Annotated in this window: 16 protein-coding genes; 9 read left to right on the top strand and 7 right to left on the bottom strand. The window is 68.1% G+C overall.

What is annotated here, in order from left to right; translation table 11 throughout:
• Window positions 1-5: 5 nt before the first annotated feature.
• From VBO01S_RS08215 to gbd, 3 genes are all read right to left on the bottom strand, one after another.
• Entirely contained in the window at window positions 6-443 is a 438-nt protein-coding gene (locus tag VBO01S_RS08215; RefSeq protein ID WP_062472912.1) for a hypothetical protein, read from the bottom strand.
• A 16-nt stretch (window positions 444-459) separates the two neighbouring features.
• Window positions 460-2,802, bottom strand: coding sequence for a type VI secretion system Vgr family protein (locus tag VBO01S_RS08210; RefSeq protein ID WP_062472910.1), 2,343 nt, complete (start codon window positions 2,800-2,802; stop codon window positions 460-462).
• Window positions 2,803-2,977: 175 nt separating this feature from the next.
• Window positions 2,978-4,114 carry a 4-hydroxybutyrate dehydrogenase gene (gene gbd / locus VBO01S_RS08205; protein ID WP_062472908.1) on the bottom strand — a complete coding sequence of 379 codons (1,137 nt, stop codon included), beginning with the start codon at window positions 4,112-4,114 and terminating at the stop codon, window positions 2,978-2,980.
• A 63-nt stretch (window positions 4,115-4,177) separates the two neighbouring features.
• Here gbd and VBO01S_RS08200 point away from each other — a divergent pair, with 63 nt between their 5' ends.
• From VBO01S_RS08200 to VBO01S_RS08190, 3 genes are read left to right on the top strand one after another with little or no spacing between them, the layout of a single operon-like run.
• On the top strand, window positions 4,178-5,050 hold the full coding sequence (locus VBO01S_RS08200) for a 2-keto-4-pentenoate hydratase (RefSeq protein ID WP_062472906.1): 873 nt from the start codon (window positions 4,178-4,180) through the stop codon (window positions 5,048-5,050).
• Between the two features lie 50 nt (window positions 5,051-5,100).
• A complete protein-coding gene (locus tag VBO01S_RS08195; protein WP_082818040.1) occupies window positions 5,101-6,015 on the top strand; it encodes an alpha/beta hydrolase in 915 nt (304 codons plus the stop codon).
• Window positions 6,012-6,896, top strand: a complete 885-nt coding sequence (locus VBO01S_RS08190; RefSeq protein WP_062472902.1) for a YbgC/FadM family acyl-CoA thioesterase — start codon at window positions 6,012-6,014, stop codon at window positions 6,894-6,896. The genes VBO01S_RS08195 and VBO01S_RS08190 overlap by 4 nt, the downstream gene beginning before the upstream one ends.
• A gap of 10 nt (window positions 6,897-6,906) precedes the next feature.
• Here VBO01S_RS08190 and VBO01S_RS08185 read toward each other — a convergent pair whose 3' ends face one another.
• Both VBO01S_RS08185 and ygfZ read right to left on the bottom strand, forming a co-directional pair.
• On the bottom strand, window positions 6,907-7,836 hold the full coding sequence (locus VBO01S_RS08185) for a hypothetical protein (protein WP_062472936.1): 930 nt from the start codon (window positions 7,834-7,836) through the stop codon (window positions 6,907-6,909).
• Between the two features lie 146 nt (window positions 7,837-7,982).
• A complete protein-coding gene (gene ygfZ / locus VBO01S_RS08180; RefSeq protein ID WP_062472900.1) occupies window positions 7,983-8,909 on the bottom strand; it encodes a CAF17-like 4Fe-4S cluster assembly/insertion protein YgfZ in 927 nt (308 codons plus the stop codon).
• A gap of 138 nt (window positions 8,910-9,047) precedes the next feature.
• On the opposite strand from ygfZ, the gene mltG reads away from it, so the two are divergent.
• The 6 genes from mltG (at window position 9,048) to VBO01S_RS08150 (ending at window position 13,718) form a co-directional block, all read left to right on the top strand.
• Window positions 9,048-10,073 carry an endolytic transglycosylase MltG gene (gene mltG / locus VBO01S_RS08175; protein WP_062472898.1) on the top strand — a complete coding sequence of 342 codons (1,026 nt, stop codon included), beginning with the start codon at window positions 9,048-9,050 and terminating at the stop codon, window positions 10,071-10,073.
• A 5-nt stretch (window positions 10,074-10,078) separates the two neighbouring features.
• Window positions 10,079-10,750, top strand: a complete 672-nt coding sequence (tmk, locus tag VBO01S_RS08170) for a dTMP kinase (RefSeq protein WP_062472935.1) — start codon at window positions 10,079-10,081, stop codon at window positions 10,748-10,750.
• Window positions 10,747-11,769 (top strand): DNA polymerase III delta subunit-related protein, encoded by a 1,023-nt coding sequence (locus tag VBO01S_RS08165; protein ID WP_062472896.1) that lies wholly within the window; start codon window positions 10,747-10,749, stop codon window positions 11,767-11,769. Before tmk ends, VBO01S_RS08165 begins: the two co-directional genes overlap by 4 nt.
• Window positions 11,766-12,149, top strand: coding sequence for a PilZ domain-containing protein (locus VBO01S_RS08160; protein WP_062472893.1), 384 nt, complete (start codon window positions 11,766-11,768; stop codon window positions 12,147-12,149). The genes VBO01S_RS08165 and VBO01S_RS08160 overlap by 4 nt, the downstream gene beginning before the upstream one ends.
• Before the next feature lie 85 nt (window positions 12,150-12,234).
• Complete coding sequence (locus VBO01S_RS08155; protein ID WP_062472891.1) at window positions 12,235-13,041, top strand: TatD family hydrolase; 807 nt, start codon at window positions 12,235-12,237, stop codon at window positions 13,039-13,041.
• Window positions 13,038-13,718, top strand: a complete 681-nt coding sequence (locus VBO01S_RS08150) for an ankyrin repeat domain-containing protein (protein ID WP_062472889.1) — start codon at window positions 13,038-13,040, stop codon at window positions 13,716-13,718. The genes VBO01S_RS08155 and VBO01S_RS08150 overlap by 4 nt, the downstream gene beginning before the upstream one ends.
• Before the next feature lie 13 nt (window positions 13,719-13,731).
• Here the strand turns inward: VBO01S_RS08150 and VBO01S_RS08145 are convergent, their stop codons facing one another.
• Both VBO01S_RS08145 and VBO01S_RS08140 read right to left on the bottom strand, forming a co-directional pair.
• Window positions 13,732-14,334: a hypothetical protein gene (locus VBO01S_RS08145; RefSeq protein WP_157627309.1), complete on the bottom strand. Its 603-nt coding sequence runs from the start codon at window positions 14,332-14,334 to the stop codon at window positions 13,732-13,734.
• 252 nt (window positions 14,335-14,586) lie between these two features.
• A complete protein-coding gene (locus VBO01S_RS08140; RefSeq protein WP_062472885.1) occupies window positions 14,587-14,997 on the bottom strand; it encodes a RidA family protein in 411 nt (136 codons plus the stop codon).
• Window positions 14,998-15,080 lie beyond the last annotated feature (83 nt).

The following is a 15,080-nucleotide window of genomic DNA, read 5'->3' as shown; positions in this document are numbered from 1 at the left end:
GGGGGTCAGCTCCGTGCGGGTGCCACTTCGAGCGGCGTGCGCTGCCGGTCGACCGCCACCACGTCGGGGTGCGCCGGGTCCTGGACCAGATGCAGGGTCGCGCCCGGCACCGCGAGGCGGGGCAGCAGCAGTTCGTCGACCAGCGTGCGCAGCACCACGCTAGGCACCGGGGACGACGGCGGCATCTGCAGCGTGAATTCGAGCGCGACCATGCACTGGCCATGGCTGCCCGGGCTGGTGAGCTGATGTTCGGAGCGCCGCACCTGCGCCACCACGCCGTGCGTGGCCACGCCGGCCCCGCCCAGGCGCTCGCCGATGCGTCGCTCCTGCGTGTACCTGCGCTGCTCGCGCGTGGCGGTGACGACCACCGCGACGCCGGCCAGCAACGCCCCGCCCATCATCACGGCGAAGACGCTCCAGAGGACCTGTTCCCAGATGGCCATCGATGGGGCGATCGGCTCAGACCTTGACGGTCATCGCCTTGGCGGCGAAGGCCAGGCCGCCGCTGGCGATCTTCATGCCGATGTTCGCGACCTTGAGCATCTTTCCCTCGATCTCGGTGGCCGAGTTCTGCGAGCGGAACACCGCCACGTCGAGCCGGATGCCCGAGAACTGCGAGTTGAGGATGTAGTTCTGCTGGCGCAGCCCCCACAGGTCGAGCGCCAGCCCGACCGCCGAAAAACGCGCCCCCACGCCACCCGCGCGGTACCAGCGCCAGTCGTTGCTCTTGGCGTAGTTGTTGATGTAGGTCTTCGAGTTGTTCGTGTAGTCGTTCGTGATGTTCTTGTAGACCTTGGACGTCGTGTTGTAGACGTTGGTGTTGATCACGTGCTGCGTCGTGTTGTGGATGTGGTTCGTGGTGTTGAAGGTCACGTCCGGCGAGGTGTGGACCGTGGGGCCGGTCACCGTGGTGTTCGACGGACCGTTCACATGCACGGTGTTCGACGTGTTGATGGTGTCGTTGCGGCCCGCGCTCACGAAGCGGATTTCCTGCCCGTCGATGGTGCCGTTGAAGCCGCCGCTGATGGCGAGCGTCACGCCGCCGGAGATGGTGTCGCTGAGCCCGCCGCTGAGCGTGCGCGTCTTGCCGCCCGTGATGCGCTGCGTCACGCCACCGCTCACGGTTTCGCTGAAGCCGCCCGTCACGTCGCGCGTGTCGCCGCCGGTGATGGTTTCCGTCGCGCCGGCGGTGATGTCGCGGGTTTCTCCGTCCTGGTAGGTGGCCGACTCGTGGCCCTTGATGAGGGTGGTGCGGGTGCCGTCGGTGGTGTGGGTCTCGTCGGCTTCCACTTCGACGTCGAGGTTGCGCTCGGCGTGCAGCAGGATCTGCTCGGCGCCCGTGCGGTCCTCGAAGCGCAGCATGTTGGCCTGGTTGGCCGCGCCGCCGGTGCTGGAGCGCGTGAGGATGCCGCTGGCCGTGGCGTTGGCGGGCAGCTCCCACGGCGGCATCTGGTCGCTGTTGTAGACGCGGCCGGTGATGATGGGGCGGTCGGGCTGGCCGCCGATGAAATCGACGATCACTTCCTGGCCCACGCGCGGCATGTGCATGGTGCCGTAGTTGGCGCCGGCCCAGTTGCTGGACACGCGCACCCAGCACGAGCTGTTCTCGTCCGACTGGCCGTAGCGGTCCCAGCGGAACTGCAGCTTCACGCGGCCGAAGCGGTCGGTCCAGATCTCTTCGGGGCCGACCACGGTGGCGGTCTGCGGGCCGTTGGTGCGCGGGCGCGGCGTGGTGCGCACGGGGCGGTAGGGCACGGCCGAGGGCAGCACGGTGAAGTCGAACTCGCACACCGATTCGCTGCTGCCGCCGGTCGAGTACTCGGGCTCACGCAGGTCGTAGCGCGTTCCGGTGACGAGGTACTCGCGGTTGTCGGCCTCGCGCGGGCAGTGCGTCATCTCGAACAGATGGCCCGGCGCCATGCCCACCACGTTGGTGTGGCCCGAGGCCAGCTCGTGCGCGCACTGCAGCTCCTGCAGGCGGATCTTCGCGTAGGCGTCGCCTTGCTGGTGCTCGCTGTAGCCGCCGAGCCATTCATAGACTTCGTAGGTCGCGTGGTCGTGGCCCTTGGGGTCCTGCTGCACGCTCTGCAGCGAGGCGCGCGACTTGCGAAAGTCGAAGTCGTCGAGCATCACGCGGCCCGAGGTGATCTGCTCGGCCACGCGCCAGCGGTCGATGCAGGGCTCCAGCGCATTCACCACGCGGTCGCGCGGGCGGTAGGGAATGCGGGCGTGGCCCGGCAGCTTGGCGTAGCCGCCCGCATCGTCGGCCAGCACCAGCAGGTGCGAGCCGTTGCTGTGCTCGAAGTGGTACGCGATGCCTTCGTGCTCCATGAGGCGGCTCACGAAGGCGAAGTCGCTCTCCTGGTACTGCACGCAGTACTCCCACGGACGGTAGCTGCCGGTGAGGCGCTTCTCGAACTGGAAGCCGTACTTGCCCAGCACCGCGTCGAGTACCTCGGGCACGCTCTGGTTCTGGAAGATGCGGCAGTCGGTGGTGCGCGTGAGGTACCACAGCCAGGGCTGCACGAGCGCGCGGTAGATGTAGTGGCGGCCGGTCTCGTTGGCGCGCCCGACCAGCTCGAAGCGCACCACGGTGCCGTTGAGGTGGCGCGTTGCGCCGTCGTCGGCAATGGCCAGCGTGAGCGAGGTGCCGAGTAGGCGCTTCAGGTCGAGGTTGAAGCTGGTGCTGACCATGTCGACCTCGAACTCGAAGAGTTGCGAGAGTCCTTCGTGTCCCCGCATCGCGCGGAACTTGAGCTGCTCGGCGCTCAGGACTGTATGGACTTGGACGGTACGCGGCATTCGACACTTCCCTGACCCCTCGGGCTTTCACGGATGCGAAGCCTCTGCAGATGGGGCCAAGCCAGTATGAAAACGCCGCGTGTCACATCCATGACGCGTCACATGCAAAAGGCCGTCGAAACGGCCTTTTGTGAAAGCGAATGCACGCCTGCGCAGCAGGAGTGACGCAAAGGTTTTACATCGACGCTTCGAGCATCGCCTTGTAGTCGTCGCGCGTGGCCAGCCGCGGGTTGGTCTTGTGGCAATGGTCGGCCATGGCGCCGTCGATGATCTGTTCGAACATCGCGGGCGTCACGCCCACCTCGGCCAGGCCCTTGGGCAGGCCCAGGCGCGCGTTCATGTCGCGGATCGCGTGGCCGAGGTCGCCGGCCGAGTCCAGGTGCATGGCCTGCGCCATGCGCTGCAGGCGCTGTTCCTTCTGCACCGACTCGGCACCCGAATTGAAGTGGATCACCGCCGGCAGGAAGAGGGCGTTGAGCGTGCCGTGGTGCAGGCGCGGATCGACGCCGCCCAGGCTGTGGCTCAGCGAGTGCACGCAGCCCAGGCCCTTCTGGAAGGCCATGGCGCCCTGCATCGAGGCGCTCATGAGGTTCAGGCGCGCCTCGCGGTCGCTGCCGTCTTTCGTCGCGCGCTCGATGTGGCCCCAGGCGCGCTCCAGGCCGTCGAGGCCGATGCCGTCGGCCGGCGGGTTGAAGGCGGCCGACATGAAGGTTTCCATGCAGTGCGCGATGGCGTCCATGCCGGTGGCGGCCGTGAGCCGGGGCGGCAGGCCGAGCGTGAGCTCGGGGTCGCAGATGGCGGCCTTGGGCATCAGGAACCAGCTGTGGAAACCCAGCTTGCGGTGGTCGTCGACGATGACGATGGCGCCGCGCGCCACCTCGCTGCCGGTGCCGCTGGTGGTGGGCACGGCAATGAGCGGCACCGCGCGCTCGGTGATCTTGGGCGAGCCGCCTTCGATGGTGGCGTAGGTCTTGAGCGGGCCCTCGTGCGTGGCCGCGATGGCCACGCCCTTGGCGCAGTCGATGGCCGAGCCACCGCCCACGGCGATGAGGCCGTCGCAGCGGCCGCTGCGGTACAGCTCGACGGCGGCGCGCACCGCGGCCTCGGTCGGGTTGGAAGGTGTCTGGTCGAACACCGAGACCTCAAGATCGGCGATGGCGTCGAGCGCCTTCTGCAGCACGCCGGCCGCGCGCACGCCGGCGTCGGTGACGATCAGGGGGCGGTTGATGCCGATGCGCGCGCACTCGCTCGACAGGAGCTTGATGGCGCCGAATTCGAACTGGATCTGGGTGAGGTATTGGATGAGGGCCATGAGGGGGAACGCCCGAGGGCAGTACGATTGCTGACCGTTCGAATCTAACAAGAGGGGACATTCTTGCCCACCAACAAAACCCTTGCGTCTGTCGCACTGGGCTCAGCGCTGCTGGCCGCCTCGGCCCAGGCCGCCTGCCTCAGCGACACCCAGGTGGCCGACTTCGCCGCCGCGCAGGCGGCGCGCACGCCCGCCGCCGACATCGAGAACCTCAGCGAGGCCGACGCGGCCTGCACGCGCGCCAAGCTCAACGTGCTGCATGCGCGCAACCTCGGTGACGTGGTCGGCTACAAGGCGGGCCTGACCAACCCCGCGGTGCAGAAGCGCTTCAACTACGACCAGCCGGTGTGGGGCGTTCTCTACCAGCGCATGCTGCTGGACAGCGGCGCGGTGGTCGATGCGGCCTTCGGCGCGCGGCCACTGTTCGAAGCCGACATGCTGGTGCGCGTGAAGAGCGCCGACATCCACAAGGCGAAGACGCCGGCCGAGGTGCTGGCCAACATCGACCAGCTCATTCCCTTCATCGAGCTGCCCGACCTCGCGGTGCAGACGCCCTCGAAGCTCAACGGCCCGGGCGTGGCGGCGATCAACGTCGGCGCGCGGCTCGGCGTGCGCGGGCTGCCGGTCGATGTGCCGACCACGGCCGACGGCCAGTCCTGGATGCTCGAAAGCCTGCGCGACATGCGCGTGGTCATGAAGGACGGGCAGGGCAAGGAGCTGGCGACCGGCAAGGGCTCGGACATCCTCGAGCACCCGCTCAACGCGGTGGTGTGGCTGGCCGGCGCGCTGGCCAAGGAAGGCATCGCGCTGAAGCCGGGCGACCTGATCAGCCTGGGCTCGTTCTCGCCGCTGCTGCCGCCCAAGGCCGGGCAGACGGTGGTGGTGAGCTACGAAGGGCTGTCGCGCATGCAACCGGTGGTGGTGTCTTTCAAGTGAGCACGACCACGACAGCGAACCGCCTCGCGCAACCCGCGCTCACCCCGAAGATGGCCGGCGTGGTCGAGCGCATGGCGCGCGCGGGCCATCCGCCGCTCGACCAGCTCACGCCCGACGAAGCCAAGGCTTCGTACGAAAAGGGCGCGGGCGTGCTCGAGGTGCCCAAGCCCGAACTGGCGCGCATCGAAGACTTCCACATCGCCGCGCGCGACGGCCACGCGATGCCCGCGCGGCTGTACGCGCCGTCGGCCGAGGTGCTGCCGGTGCTCGTGTACTTTCACGGCGGCGGCTTCACGGTCGGCAACATCCGCACGCACGACACGCTGTGCCGCGTGCTCAGCCTCAAGAGCGGCTGCGCGGTGGTGTCGGTCGACTACCGGCTCGCGCCCGCGCACAAGTTTCCGACCGCGTCGAACGATGCCTGGGACGCGTTCCAGTTCGTTGCCACGCAGGGCGCGAGCCTCGACCTCGACGGCACGCGCCTGGCGGTGGGCGGCGACAGCGCGGGCGGCACGCTGGCGGCCGTGTGCGCCATCCTGGCGCGCGATGCCGGCCTGCCGGTGGCGCTGCAGCTGCTCATCTACCCGGGCATGGCCGCGCACCAGGACACCGAGTCGCACCGACGCCACGTCGACGGCCCGCTGCTGACCAAGGCCATGATCGACTTCTTCTTCGCCCAGTACGTGAACACGCCCGCCGACCGCGACGACTGGCGTTTCGCGCCCTTGCTGGCCGACGACGTCGACGATGTGGCGCCGGCCTGGATCGGGCTGGCCGAGGCCGACCCGGTGGTGGACGAAGGCATCGCTTACGCCGACAAGCTGCGCGCCGCGGGCGTGGCGGTCGACCTGGAAATCTACCGTGGCGTGATCCACGAATTCATCAAGATGGGCCGCGCGATTCCCGAGGCGCTGCAAGCGCAGAACGACGCGGCCCGCGCACTGAAAGAGGCATTGAATCCATGAGCGAGAACAACAACACCCCGGTCCACCGCGAGGACTTCCACTACTTCCACCGCCTGCGCGTGCGCTGGGCCGAGGTGGACATGCAGAAGATCGTCTTCAACGCGCACTACCTGATGTACTTCGACACCGCCATCGCCGACTACTGGCGCGCGATGGCGCTGCCCTACGAAGAGGCGATGCATTCGCTGGGCGGCGACCTGTACGTGCGCAAGGCGACCATCGACTTCCGCGCCTCGGCCCGCATGGACGACGTGATCGACGTGGGCATGAAGTGCGCGCGCATCGGCAACTCGTCGATCATTTTCCAGGGCGGCCTGTTCCGCCAGGACGAGTTCCTGGTGGGCTGCGAGCTCGTCTACGTGTTCGCCGACCCGGCCACGCAGACCTCGAAGCCGGTGCCCGCGGCCCTGCGCGAGACGCTGACGGCCTTCGAGGCCGGCGAGCCGATGCGCACCGTCGAGACCGGCGACTGGGCCACGCTCGGCGAAGGCGCGAGCGCGCTGCGCCGCGCCGTGTTCATCGAGGAACAGAACATTCCCAAGGAACTGGAGTGGGACGCGCACGACGCGGTCGTGCTGCATGCGGTGGCGCGCAACCGGCTCGGCCAGGTCATCGGCACCGGCCGGCTGCTGCCCGCCGAGGACGGCGTCTCGCACATCGGCCGCATGGCGGTGCACCGCACCTTGCGCAGCGGTGGCCACGGCGCGGCCGTGGTGCAGGCGCTGGAAGACGCGGCCCGCGCACGCGGCGACCGCGAGGTGGCGCTTAATGCGCAGCGCAGCGCCGAGCGCTTCTATGCACGGCTGGGCTACGCAGTGCACGGCCAGCCTTTCGAGGAAGCCGGCATCGCGCACATCGAGATGCGGCGCGCGCTGCGCTGAGCGCTCCCGATCAGTAGCGGGCCGGCGGGTCCGGCACGTAGCCGGGGTCCGAGCCGGGGAACGGCGACGGGCCCGAGGGGCGCGGCCAGCGCTGCGGCACCGGGATGACGCCCGCGGCGACCAGGTTCTCGCGGCTGTCGTAGCGGATGCGGATCACCTCGTCAGGCTGCGAGCTGGCGCGCTCGAAGGTCGTCTTGCCGACGTAGGAGGTCTCGCGCCGTCCGTGGGCCGTGCCCAGGCTCGGGCTGGGCGCCGACTGGCGGGCCATGGCGCTGGCCGACGACTCGGCGGCCATGTCGGCATTGCCGGCGCTGCCTGCGGGTGGGGCCGCCTTGACGCGCGCATCGCCCATCGACGACGGTGCCGGCGGCGCCTCGCTGCGCCGTTCACGGCTGCTGTTGCCGCCGCTGTACTCGTCGCGCGACGGATAGGGCGTCACGACCGGCGGCGGCGGTTCCGGCCGGCGCTCGCGGAACATCGCGACGCCGATCACGCCCACGTCGTCGGGGCGGCCCGTACGGCTCGCGTAGGAGTTGCCGGCGGCGGCGAACTCGAAGGCCGCGATCTGCGAATCGCTCTTGCGCCAGCCCGCGATGTCGCTGCGCTCGCGCGGGCCGAACACGTAGCCGTTCTGGCCGACGCCGGCGGTTTCGCCCGTGACGACGTTGACGCCGTCCACCGACATCACGGCCATGATGCGTTCGCCCATCGCGTTGCGCGCCCGGATCGCATAGCGCGCGCCAGGGCGGCCGGCCACCCAGTACTCGCCGCGGTGGCGGTAGATCGGCAGCTCGGCGCCGCTCGTGCGGTCGACGATGCTGATGTTCATCAGCCCGCCGATGCGGCTGGCACCGGAGGGGTACGGCCGCATCGGGTTTTCCGCCCCCGCCGACAGCGCGGTCAGGGCCAGGACAGTGGTGAGGAGAAGTCTGCGCTGCATCATGGTGGCTTCCTTGCCAGGAGTGGATCGATGCAGGCTTCTACGGCGGGGCCTCGCGAACGGGGTTAAGCGTCGCGCAAAAAAATGGCGCTGTCGGTGAGACAGCGCCAAGCGCCCCCGGAAAGAAGGCAGGGACGCAGGGGAAATCAGATGTCTTCGAGCAGCGGGTAGGGCAGTGGCTCGACCGACAGCGCCGGCCCGCCGGGCGCCCCCGCATGCAGGCCGCCGGCCTCGAGCGCGGCGATCTGGATGGAGATGAGCGCCGACCAGCCGCCATCGGGCGCGGGCGCGGCCTGCGCCACGGTGCCCACGGGCTGTTCGGCGTCGTTGGCTGCGAACACCTCCTGGCCCGCGGCCAGCGGGGCATCGGTCTGCGCGAGGTAGGTGCGGCGCTTGAGCGTGCCACGGAACTGGCTGCGGGCCACGATTTCCTGGCCGGGGTAGCAGCCCTTCTTGAAGTTCACGCCACCCACCGACTCGTAGTTGATCATCTGTGGCACGAAGGCCTCGATCACCGGCGTGGTCAGCGTGACGATGCCGCTGCGCACCTCGCTCCAGGGCCACAGGGCGGCGTCGAGCGTTGGGCCCACGGGCGCCTTCTGGTCGGCCGGCGCGATCCACAGCGCGCGCGGCACGCCGTCGGCCGGGTACAGCGACACCACGCTGATGTCTTCGCCGATGGCCGTGCGGCGACCGGGCGGCAGGGCCGCGTCGAGGCCGTTGGCGGTCAGGGCGGTGCCGGCCACGCCGTGCAGCGCGAACTGCTCGGTGGCGTCGGTCAGCTTGACCTTGGCGCGCAGCACGTACATCGACAGGCGCTTGAGCGTGGCCGCCAGGATGTCGTGGCTGCACACCAGCAGGATGAGTTCGGGTTGCGGCCGGATGCCGATGAAGCTGGCGATCACGCGGCCCTTGGCCGTGCAAAGCGCCGCCAGGCGGGCTTCGGTGGCGCCGAGCAGCGAGAAATCCTGCGTGAGCTGGCCGTGCAGGAAGCTGGCGGCATCGGGGCCTTCGGCGCGGATCACGCCGAGGTGGGGCAGGGTGCTCACCCCGTTGAGAACGACTGTGGTCATCGCTGAATTATCATGGCCGTGCCTGTTCCTTCGGGGCGGCAGGGATTCCCCGTCGCAGCGACGGGGCCGGCCGTTCCCGCGGGTCGGTGTCCATCTGCTTGCCAGCCCTTTTTCTTCCTCCGTCTTTTCCTCGGATTCGTGCGCAGCTTCTTCCTCACGCTCTTCCTGCTCGTGGCCCTGGCCGTCCTGGCGCTCGGCGGCGCCGGTCTCTGGTGGGTGCACCAGCCGCTCAAGTTGCCGACGCCCAGCGTCGACCTGTCGGTGGAGCCCGGCACCACGCCGCGCGGCATCGCGCAGGCCGTGGCCGACACCGGTGTCGACGTGCAGCCTCAATTGCTGTACCTGTGGTTCCGCGTCTCGGGGCAAGACCGCCAGATGCGCGCCGGCAGTTACGAACTGGAACGCGGTGTCACGCCCAAGCTGCTGCTCAACGTCCTGGTGCGCGGCGAGGAAGCCACGCGCAGCGTGGTGCTGGTCGAAGGCTGGAACATCCGCCAGGTGCGCGCCGCGCTCGCCAAGGCCGAGCAGCTCAAGCCCGAAAGCGTGGGCATGAGCGAAGACGCGCTGATGGCCGCGCTGGGCAAGCCGGGCCTGCACCCCGAAGGGCGCTTCTTCCCGGACACCTACACCTACTCGAAGGGCTCGACCGACATCGCGCTGCTGCAGCGCGCCATGCGGGCCATGGACAAGAAGCTCGAGGCTGCCTGGGCGGCGCGAGCGGCCGATTTGCCGCTCAAATCGGCCGACGAGGCGCTTATTCTGGCCAGCATTGTCGAAAAGGAGACAGGCAAGGCCAACGACCGCGCGGAGATTGCCGCCGTCTTCACCAACCGGTTGCGCATCGGCATGCCGCTGCAGACCGACCCGACCGTGATCTACGGCATGGGCACCGCCTTCGACGGCAACCTGCGCAAGCGCGACCTGCAGACCGACACGCCCTGGAACACCTACACCCGCGGCGGCCTGCCGCCCACGCCGATCGCCATGCCCGGCAAGGCCGCGCTGCTGGCGGCCGTGCAGCCGGCGCAGAGCAAGTCGCTGTACTTCGTCTCGCGCGGCGACGGCACGAGCCAGTTCAGCAGCTCGCTCGACGACCACAACCGCGCGGTCAACCGCTACCAGCGAGGCGGTGGCAGCAGCTCCCAACCCAAGGCGACCCAATGAGTTCGATCAGCAATGGCGGTCTGTTTCTGACGCTGGAAGGCATCGACGGCGCGGGCAAGTCGAGCCACCTCGACGCGCTGGAAGCCCGCTTCAAGGCGCAGGGTCGCACCGTGGTGCGCACGCGCGAACCCGGCGGCACGCCGCTGGCGGAGACGCTGCGCGGGCTGGTGCTCGAACAGCCGATGAACCCGCTGACCGAATCGCTGCTGGTGTTCGCGGCGCGCTGCGATCACATCGCCCAGGTCATCGAACCGGCGCTGGCGCGCGGCGAGGTCGTGCTGTGTGACCGCTTCACCGACGCCACCTTCGCCTACCAGGGCGCGGGACGCGGCTTCGACACCTCTGTGCTGTCCACGCTCGAACAGTGGGTGCAGGCGGGTCGGGCAAGTTTGCCTGAGTCGCAACTGCTGCAACCCCAAGTGACTGTGTGGTTCGACCTCGCCCCCGAGATCGCCGCCCAACGCCTGGCCGGCGCGCGCGTGCCCGACAAGTTCGAGGCCCAGCCCGTCGAGTTCTTCCGCCGCGTGGCGCAGGGCTATGCGGCCCGCGCCGCCGCCGATGCCTCGCGCTTCGTGCGCATCGACGCGAGCCAGGCCCGCGACCAGGTCTGGCAGCAGATCGACACGGCGCTGGTGGCACGTGGCGTGCTGACGCCGGCGCAGGGAGCCGCGCGATGAGCGAGCCGGTGAACACGCTGACTCCGTGGCTGCGCCAGCCCTTGGCCGAGCTGCTGCGCCAGCGCGGCCATGCCTGGCTGCTGCAAGGCCCGTCGGGCATCGGCCAGTACGAACTCGCGCTGGCGCTCGCCGCCGCCTGGCTGTGCGAACAGCCGGTGGAGGAGGGCGGTGCCGCCTGCGGCCACTGCGCGAGCTGCCACGCCATCGAGGTCCGCACCCACGCCGATTTGTGCGTGCTGATGCCCGAGGTCGCGATGCAGGAACTGGGCTGGCCGCTCGACGAAAAGGCCCAGTCCGACATCGACGACAAGAAACGCAAGGCCAGCCGCGAGATCCGCGTCGAGGCCATGCGAGACGCGGTCGGCTTTGCCCAGCGCACCAGCGCGCGCGGCCGCGGCAAGGTCGTGCTCGTGTACCCGGCCGAGCGCATGAACACCATCACGGCCAACGCGCTGCTCAAGACGCTCGAGGAGCCCGTCGGCGACGTGCGCTTCGTGCTCGCGAGCGAGGCCGCGTGGCAGCTGCTGCCGACCATCCGCAGCCGCTGCCTGGGCTTCACGCTGCCCTGGCCCGAAACCGCCGAGGCCGAGGCCTGGCTGGCGGCACAAGACGTGCCCGTCGCCGATGCCGCGCAACTGCTGCGTGCCGCGGGCGGACGGCCCAGCGATGCGCTGCGGCTGGCGCGCTCAGGCCAGTCACCCAAGGCGTGGTCGCTGCTGCCCAAGGCCGTGTCGCGCGGCGACGTGGGCGCGCTGGCCGACCAGGCGCCGGCCCAGGCCGTGGTCTCGCTGCAAAAGCTCTGCCACGACCTCATGGCCGTGGGCCACGGCGCCGAACCCCGATTCTTCGATGCGGCCGACCTGCCGCCGGCCCCGCACAAACTGGCGCTGGCGCGCTGGTCGAAGTCGCTCGCCGCCGCCGCGCGGACCGCCGAGCACCCGTTCAACGCGGGCCTCATGCTCGAAGCGCTTGTGAGCGAGGCGCGAAGCACCCTAAACTCTGCCGCTCGCCGCCCATGAACCAACCTGTCGCTCCCGCCGCCGCTTCGTCTGCCACGCCCGCCCGGCCGAGCGTCATCCAGCTCGCCATCAAGGAAAAGGGCGCGCTCTACGCGGCCTACATCCCGCTGTTTGCAGAGGGCGGCATCTTCATTCCGACCACGCGCGAATACCGGCTGGGCGACGACGTCTACGTGCTGCTCACGCTGCCCGAAGACCCGCAGCGCTATCCGGTCGCCGGCAAGGTCGCCTGGATCACGCCGGCCCGCGCCGCCGGCAACCGGGCGCCGGGCGTCGGCGTGCGCTTTCCCTCGGACGAGAAGTCGCGCCAGCTGAAGGCGCGCATCGAAGCCGCGCTCGGTGGCTCCATGGCCTCCGACCGCCCGACCCAGACCATCTGAGTTCTTTCTCCGCCGCCGTCCCCGTGACGCGGAACTCCGGACACGGCGCGATCTCCCACAGGCGCGCCGCACTTCATCCTTTCCGATGTTCACCGACTCCCACTGCCACCTGACCTTTCCCGAATTTGCGGACCAGATGCCCCAGATCCGCGCCGCCATGGCCGCCGCCAAGGTCGACCGGGCGCTGTGCATCTGCACCAAGCTCGAGGAATTCGACGACGTGCAGGCGCTGGCCGCCAGCTACGACAACTTCTGGGCCAGCGTGGGCGTGCACCCCGACAACGAGGACATCGCCGAGCCCACCGTGGAAGAGCTGGTGCGCCTGTCGGCGCGCCCGCGTGTCGTGGCCATCGGCGAAACCGGCCTCGACTACTACCAGATGGAAGAGCGCAAGGGCGGCCGCAGCATCGCCGACATGGAGTGGCAACGCGACCGCTTCCGCGTGCACATCCGTGCCGCACAGCAGACCCGCAAGCCGCTGATCATCCACACGCGTGACGCCTCGGCCGACACGCTGGCCATCCTCAAGGAGGAGGGCGAAGACGGCGCGGGCAGGGCGGCCGGCGGCGTGTTCCATTGCTTCACCGAAACCGCCGAGGTGGCGCGCGCCGCGCTCGATCTGGGTTTCTATATCTCCTTTTCGGGCATCCTGACCTTCAAGAAAGCCCAGGACCTGCGCGACGTGGCGGCCTTCGTGCCGCTGGACCGCATGCTGATCGAGACCGACAGCCCCTACCTGGCGCCCGTGCCGTACCGCGGCAAGACCAACAACCCGTCGTACGTGCCCTTCGTGGCGCAACAGATCGCCGAACTGCGACAAATGCCCGTAGAGGACATCGCCAAGGCGACAAGCGACAACTTCGAAACATTGTTCAGGGAAGTCAAATCATGAAAAACCACTTTAAGAAGTCGATATATCTTGTTGTCATGGCTGCATCTTTTGCAGCGCATGCCGGTTCGTTCGAAGACTTTTTCCGCGCCGTGCGCGGCGACAACGCCAGTGGTGTGCGCACCCTGCTGAACCGCGGTTTCGACCCGAACACGCGCGACGAACACGGCCAGACCGGCTTGATGCTCGCGCTGCGCGAGCCGTCGCCGAAGGTCATCCAGGTGCTGATGGAGTCGCCGCAGCTCAACGTCGATCTGGCCAATGCCAAGGACGAAACGCCGCTGATGCTGGCGTCGATCAAGGGCCAGCAGGACCTGGTGGTGCAACTGCTCAAGCGCGACGCTGCCGTCAACAAGACCGGCTGGGCACCGCTGCATTACGCGGCCAGCAGCGGGCAACTGTCGATCATGAAGCTGCTGCTCGAGAACCACGCTTTCATCGACGCCCAGTCGCCCAACGGCACCACGCCGCTGATGATGGCCGCGATGTACGGATCGAACGACGCCGTGAAGCTGCTGCTGGCCGAAGGCGCGGACACGGCGATGAAGAACCAGCTTGGCATGACTGCGGTCGACTTTGCAGTGAAGGCCAATCGGGCTGAGTCTGCGGAGCTGATCAAGGCGGCTGGGGATGCGAAGGCGAACGGGGTGAAGGCGGTGCCGAAGGATGGGAAGTGGTGAGCGCCCGCAGGCCTCAGCAATCCTGACGCAGCAGAGGTTGAACACGGTCGCCCAGGTATCTGGACAACCATGCGCAGTGCGCCTGAAGGCTCTCCACCGGAATATCGTTGCCCAGCCATAGGGACTTCTCATCCTGTCCTGGCACGCGCGTGATCACGCTCAGATAGCCCGCCGTGGCATAGCTGGTGAGCACTGTGGGGTTCACTGCGCGAATGGACTCAAACGGGACCACGGTGGTGCGCAGCTTTCGCAGTGGCGCCGTCTCGACATAACTGAGCTGCCTGGTTTCCGAATTGAAGCTGAAAGCGATCACTGTTTTTCTTGAGGTCGCGACCAGCAGCATGAGACCCGCGAGGCCGCTCGTTCCGAACAGCGGGATCCAAATTGCCGGATCTGCGAACACACCGGATGAAAACGGGTTCACGCCGTTCGCGAGCGAGGCAAGGCTCGCCAAGCCGAGCCCGAGGAGATAGACGGGTGCGGCCATGGCGAGTACCGCCAGAGAGGCAGCGGTTGCCAACAGCAAGGAAGAACAAGCGGTCGATCCTTCCGTGCTCGATCGCCAGCAGAAGCAGCGGCTCATTTCTTCCTGGCCGGCAAGGACGTTCGATGTCACTTGTGGGCGTTCCTTTTTTTGACGGGTTGGGCTTGCGAGATGCTTGCCTGGGTTTCTTGAGTTCCGTCGACTGTACGGTAGCCCCTTCACATTGAACACAATGTGCATTATGTAAAATTACTTGTGTGGATGCGGACCGTTTGGCGCTATGAACCAGAGAGTCTTGGCAGTCCTCGACCCGAGCCAAATGCCCTTCCAGCCTTCGCGCACAGCCCTTCATTTCAGGCCTGAGCGAAGTTGCCCTGAGTCGAATCAGTTCGGCGTGCTCCCATCCGGCAGCTTCGCAATCACCTTGATCTCGAACTGAAAGCCATACAGCCACGTCACGCCGATCCCGGTCAGCGTCGGGTGCGGCGCTTCGCCCCAGTACTCGGGCACCAGCTTCCAGATCGTTTCGAAGTTCGATTCCGGATCGACGATGAAGACCGTCACGTCGACCACGTCGTCGAAGGTGCAGCCCGCGGCTTTCAGGATGGCGTTCAGGTTGTCGAAGGCGCGCCGCACCTGCGCCTCCAGTTCAGGTTCCGGCGAACCGTCTTCGCGGCTGCCGACCTGGCCCGACACGAACAGGAAGCCGTTGGAGCGAACGGCCGGCGAATAGCGGTTGCGTTCGTAGAGCGCCTGGCGCCCGGGTGGAAAAACGACGTCGCGTGAGGAGGCCATGGGATGCTTTCTTTCTGCGGTGAGTGAGGACGATGCAGGGACTTTAGGAAGCCACGCGCCATCGATAAACGGGCAAAGCCAAC

It is taken from the genome of Variovorax boronicumulans NBRC 103145, from assembly GCF_001591345.1.
GTDB lineage: Bacteria > Pseudomonadota > Gammaproteobacteria > Burkholderiales > Burkholderiaceae_C > Variovorax > Variovorax boronicumulans.
Note: the sequence above shows the minus strand (reverse complement) of the source record. Positions and strands in the feature narration are given on the sequence as shown.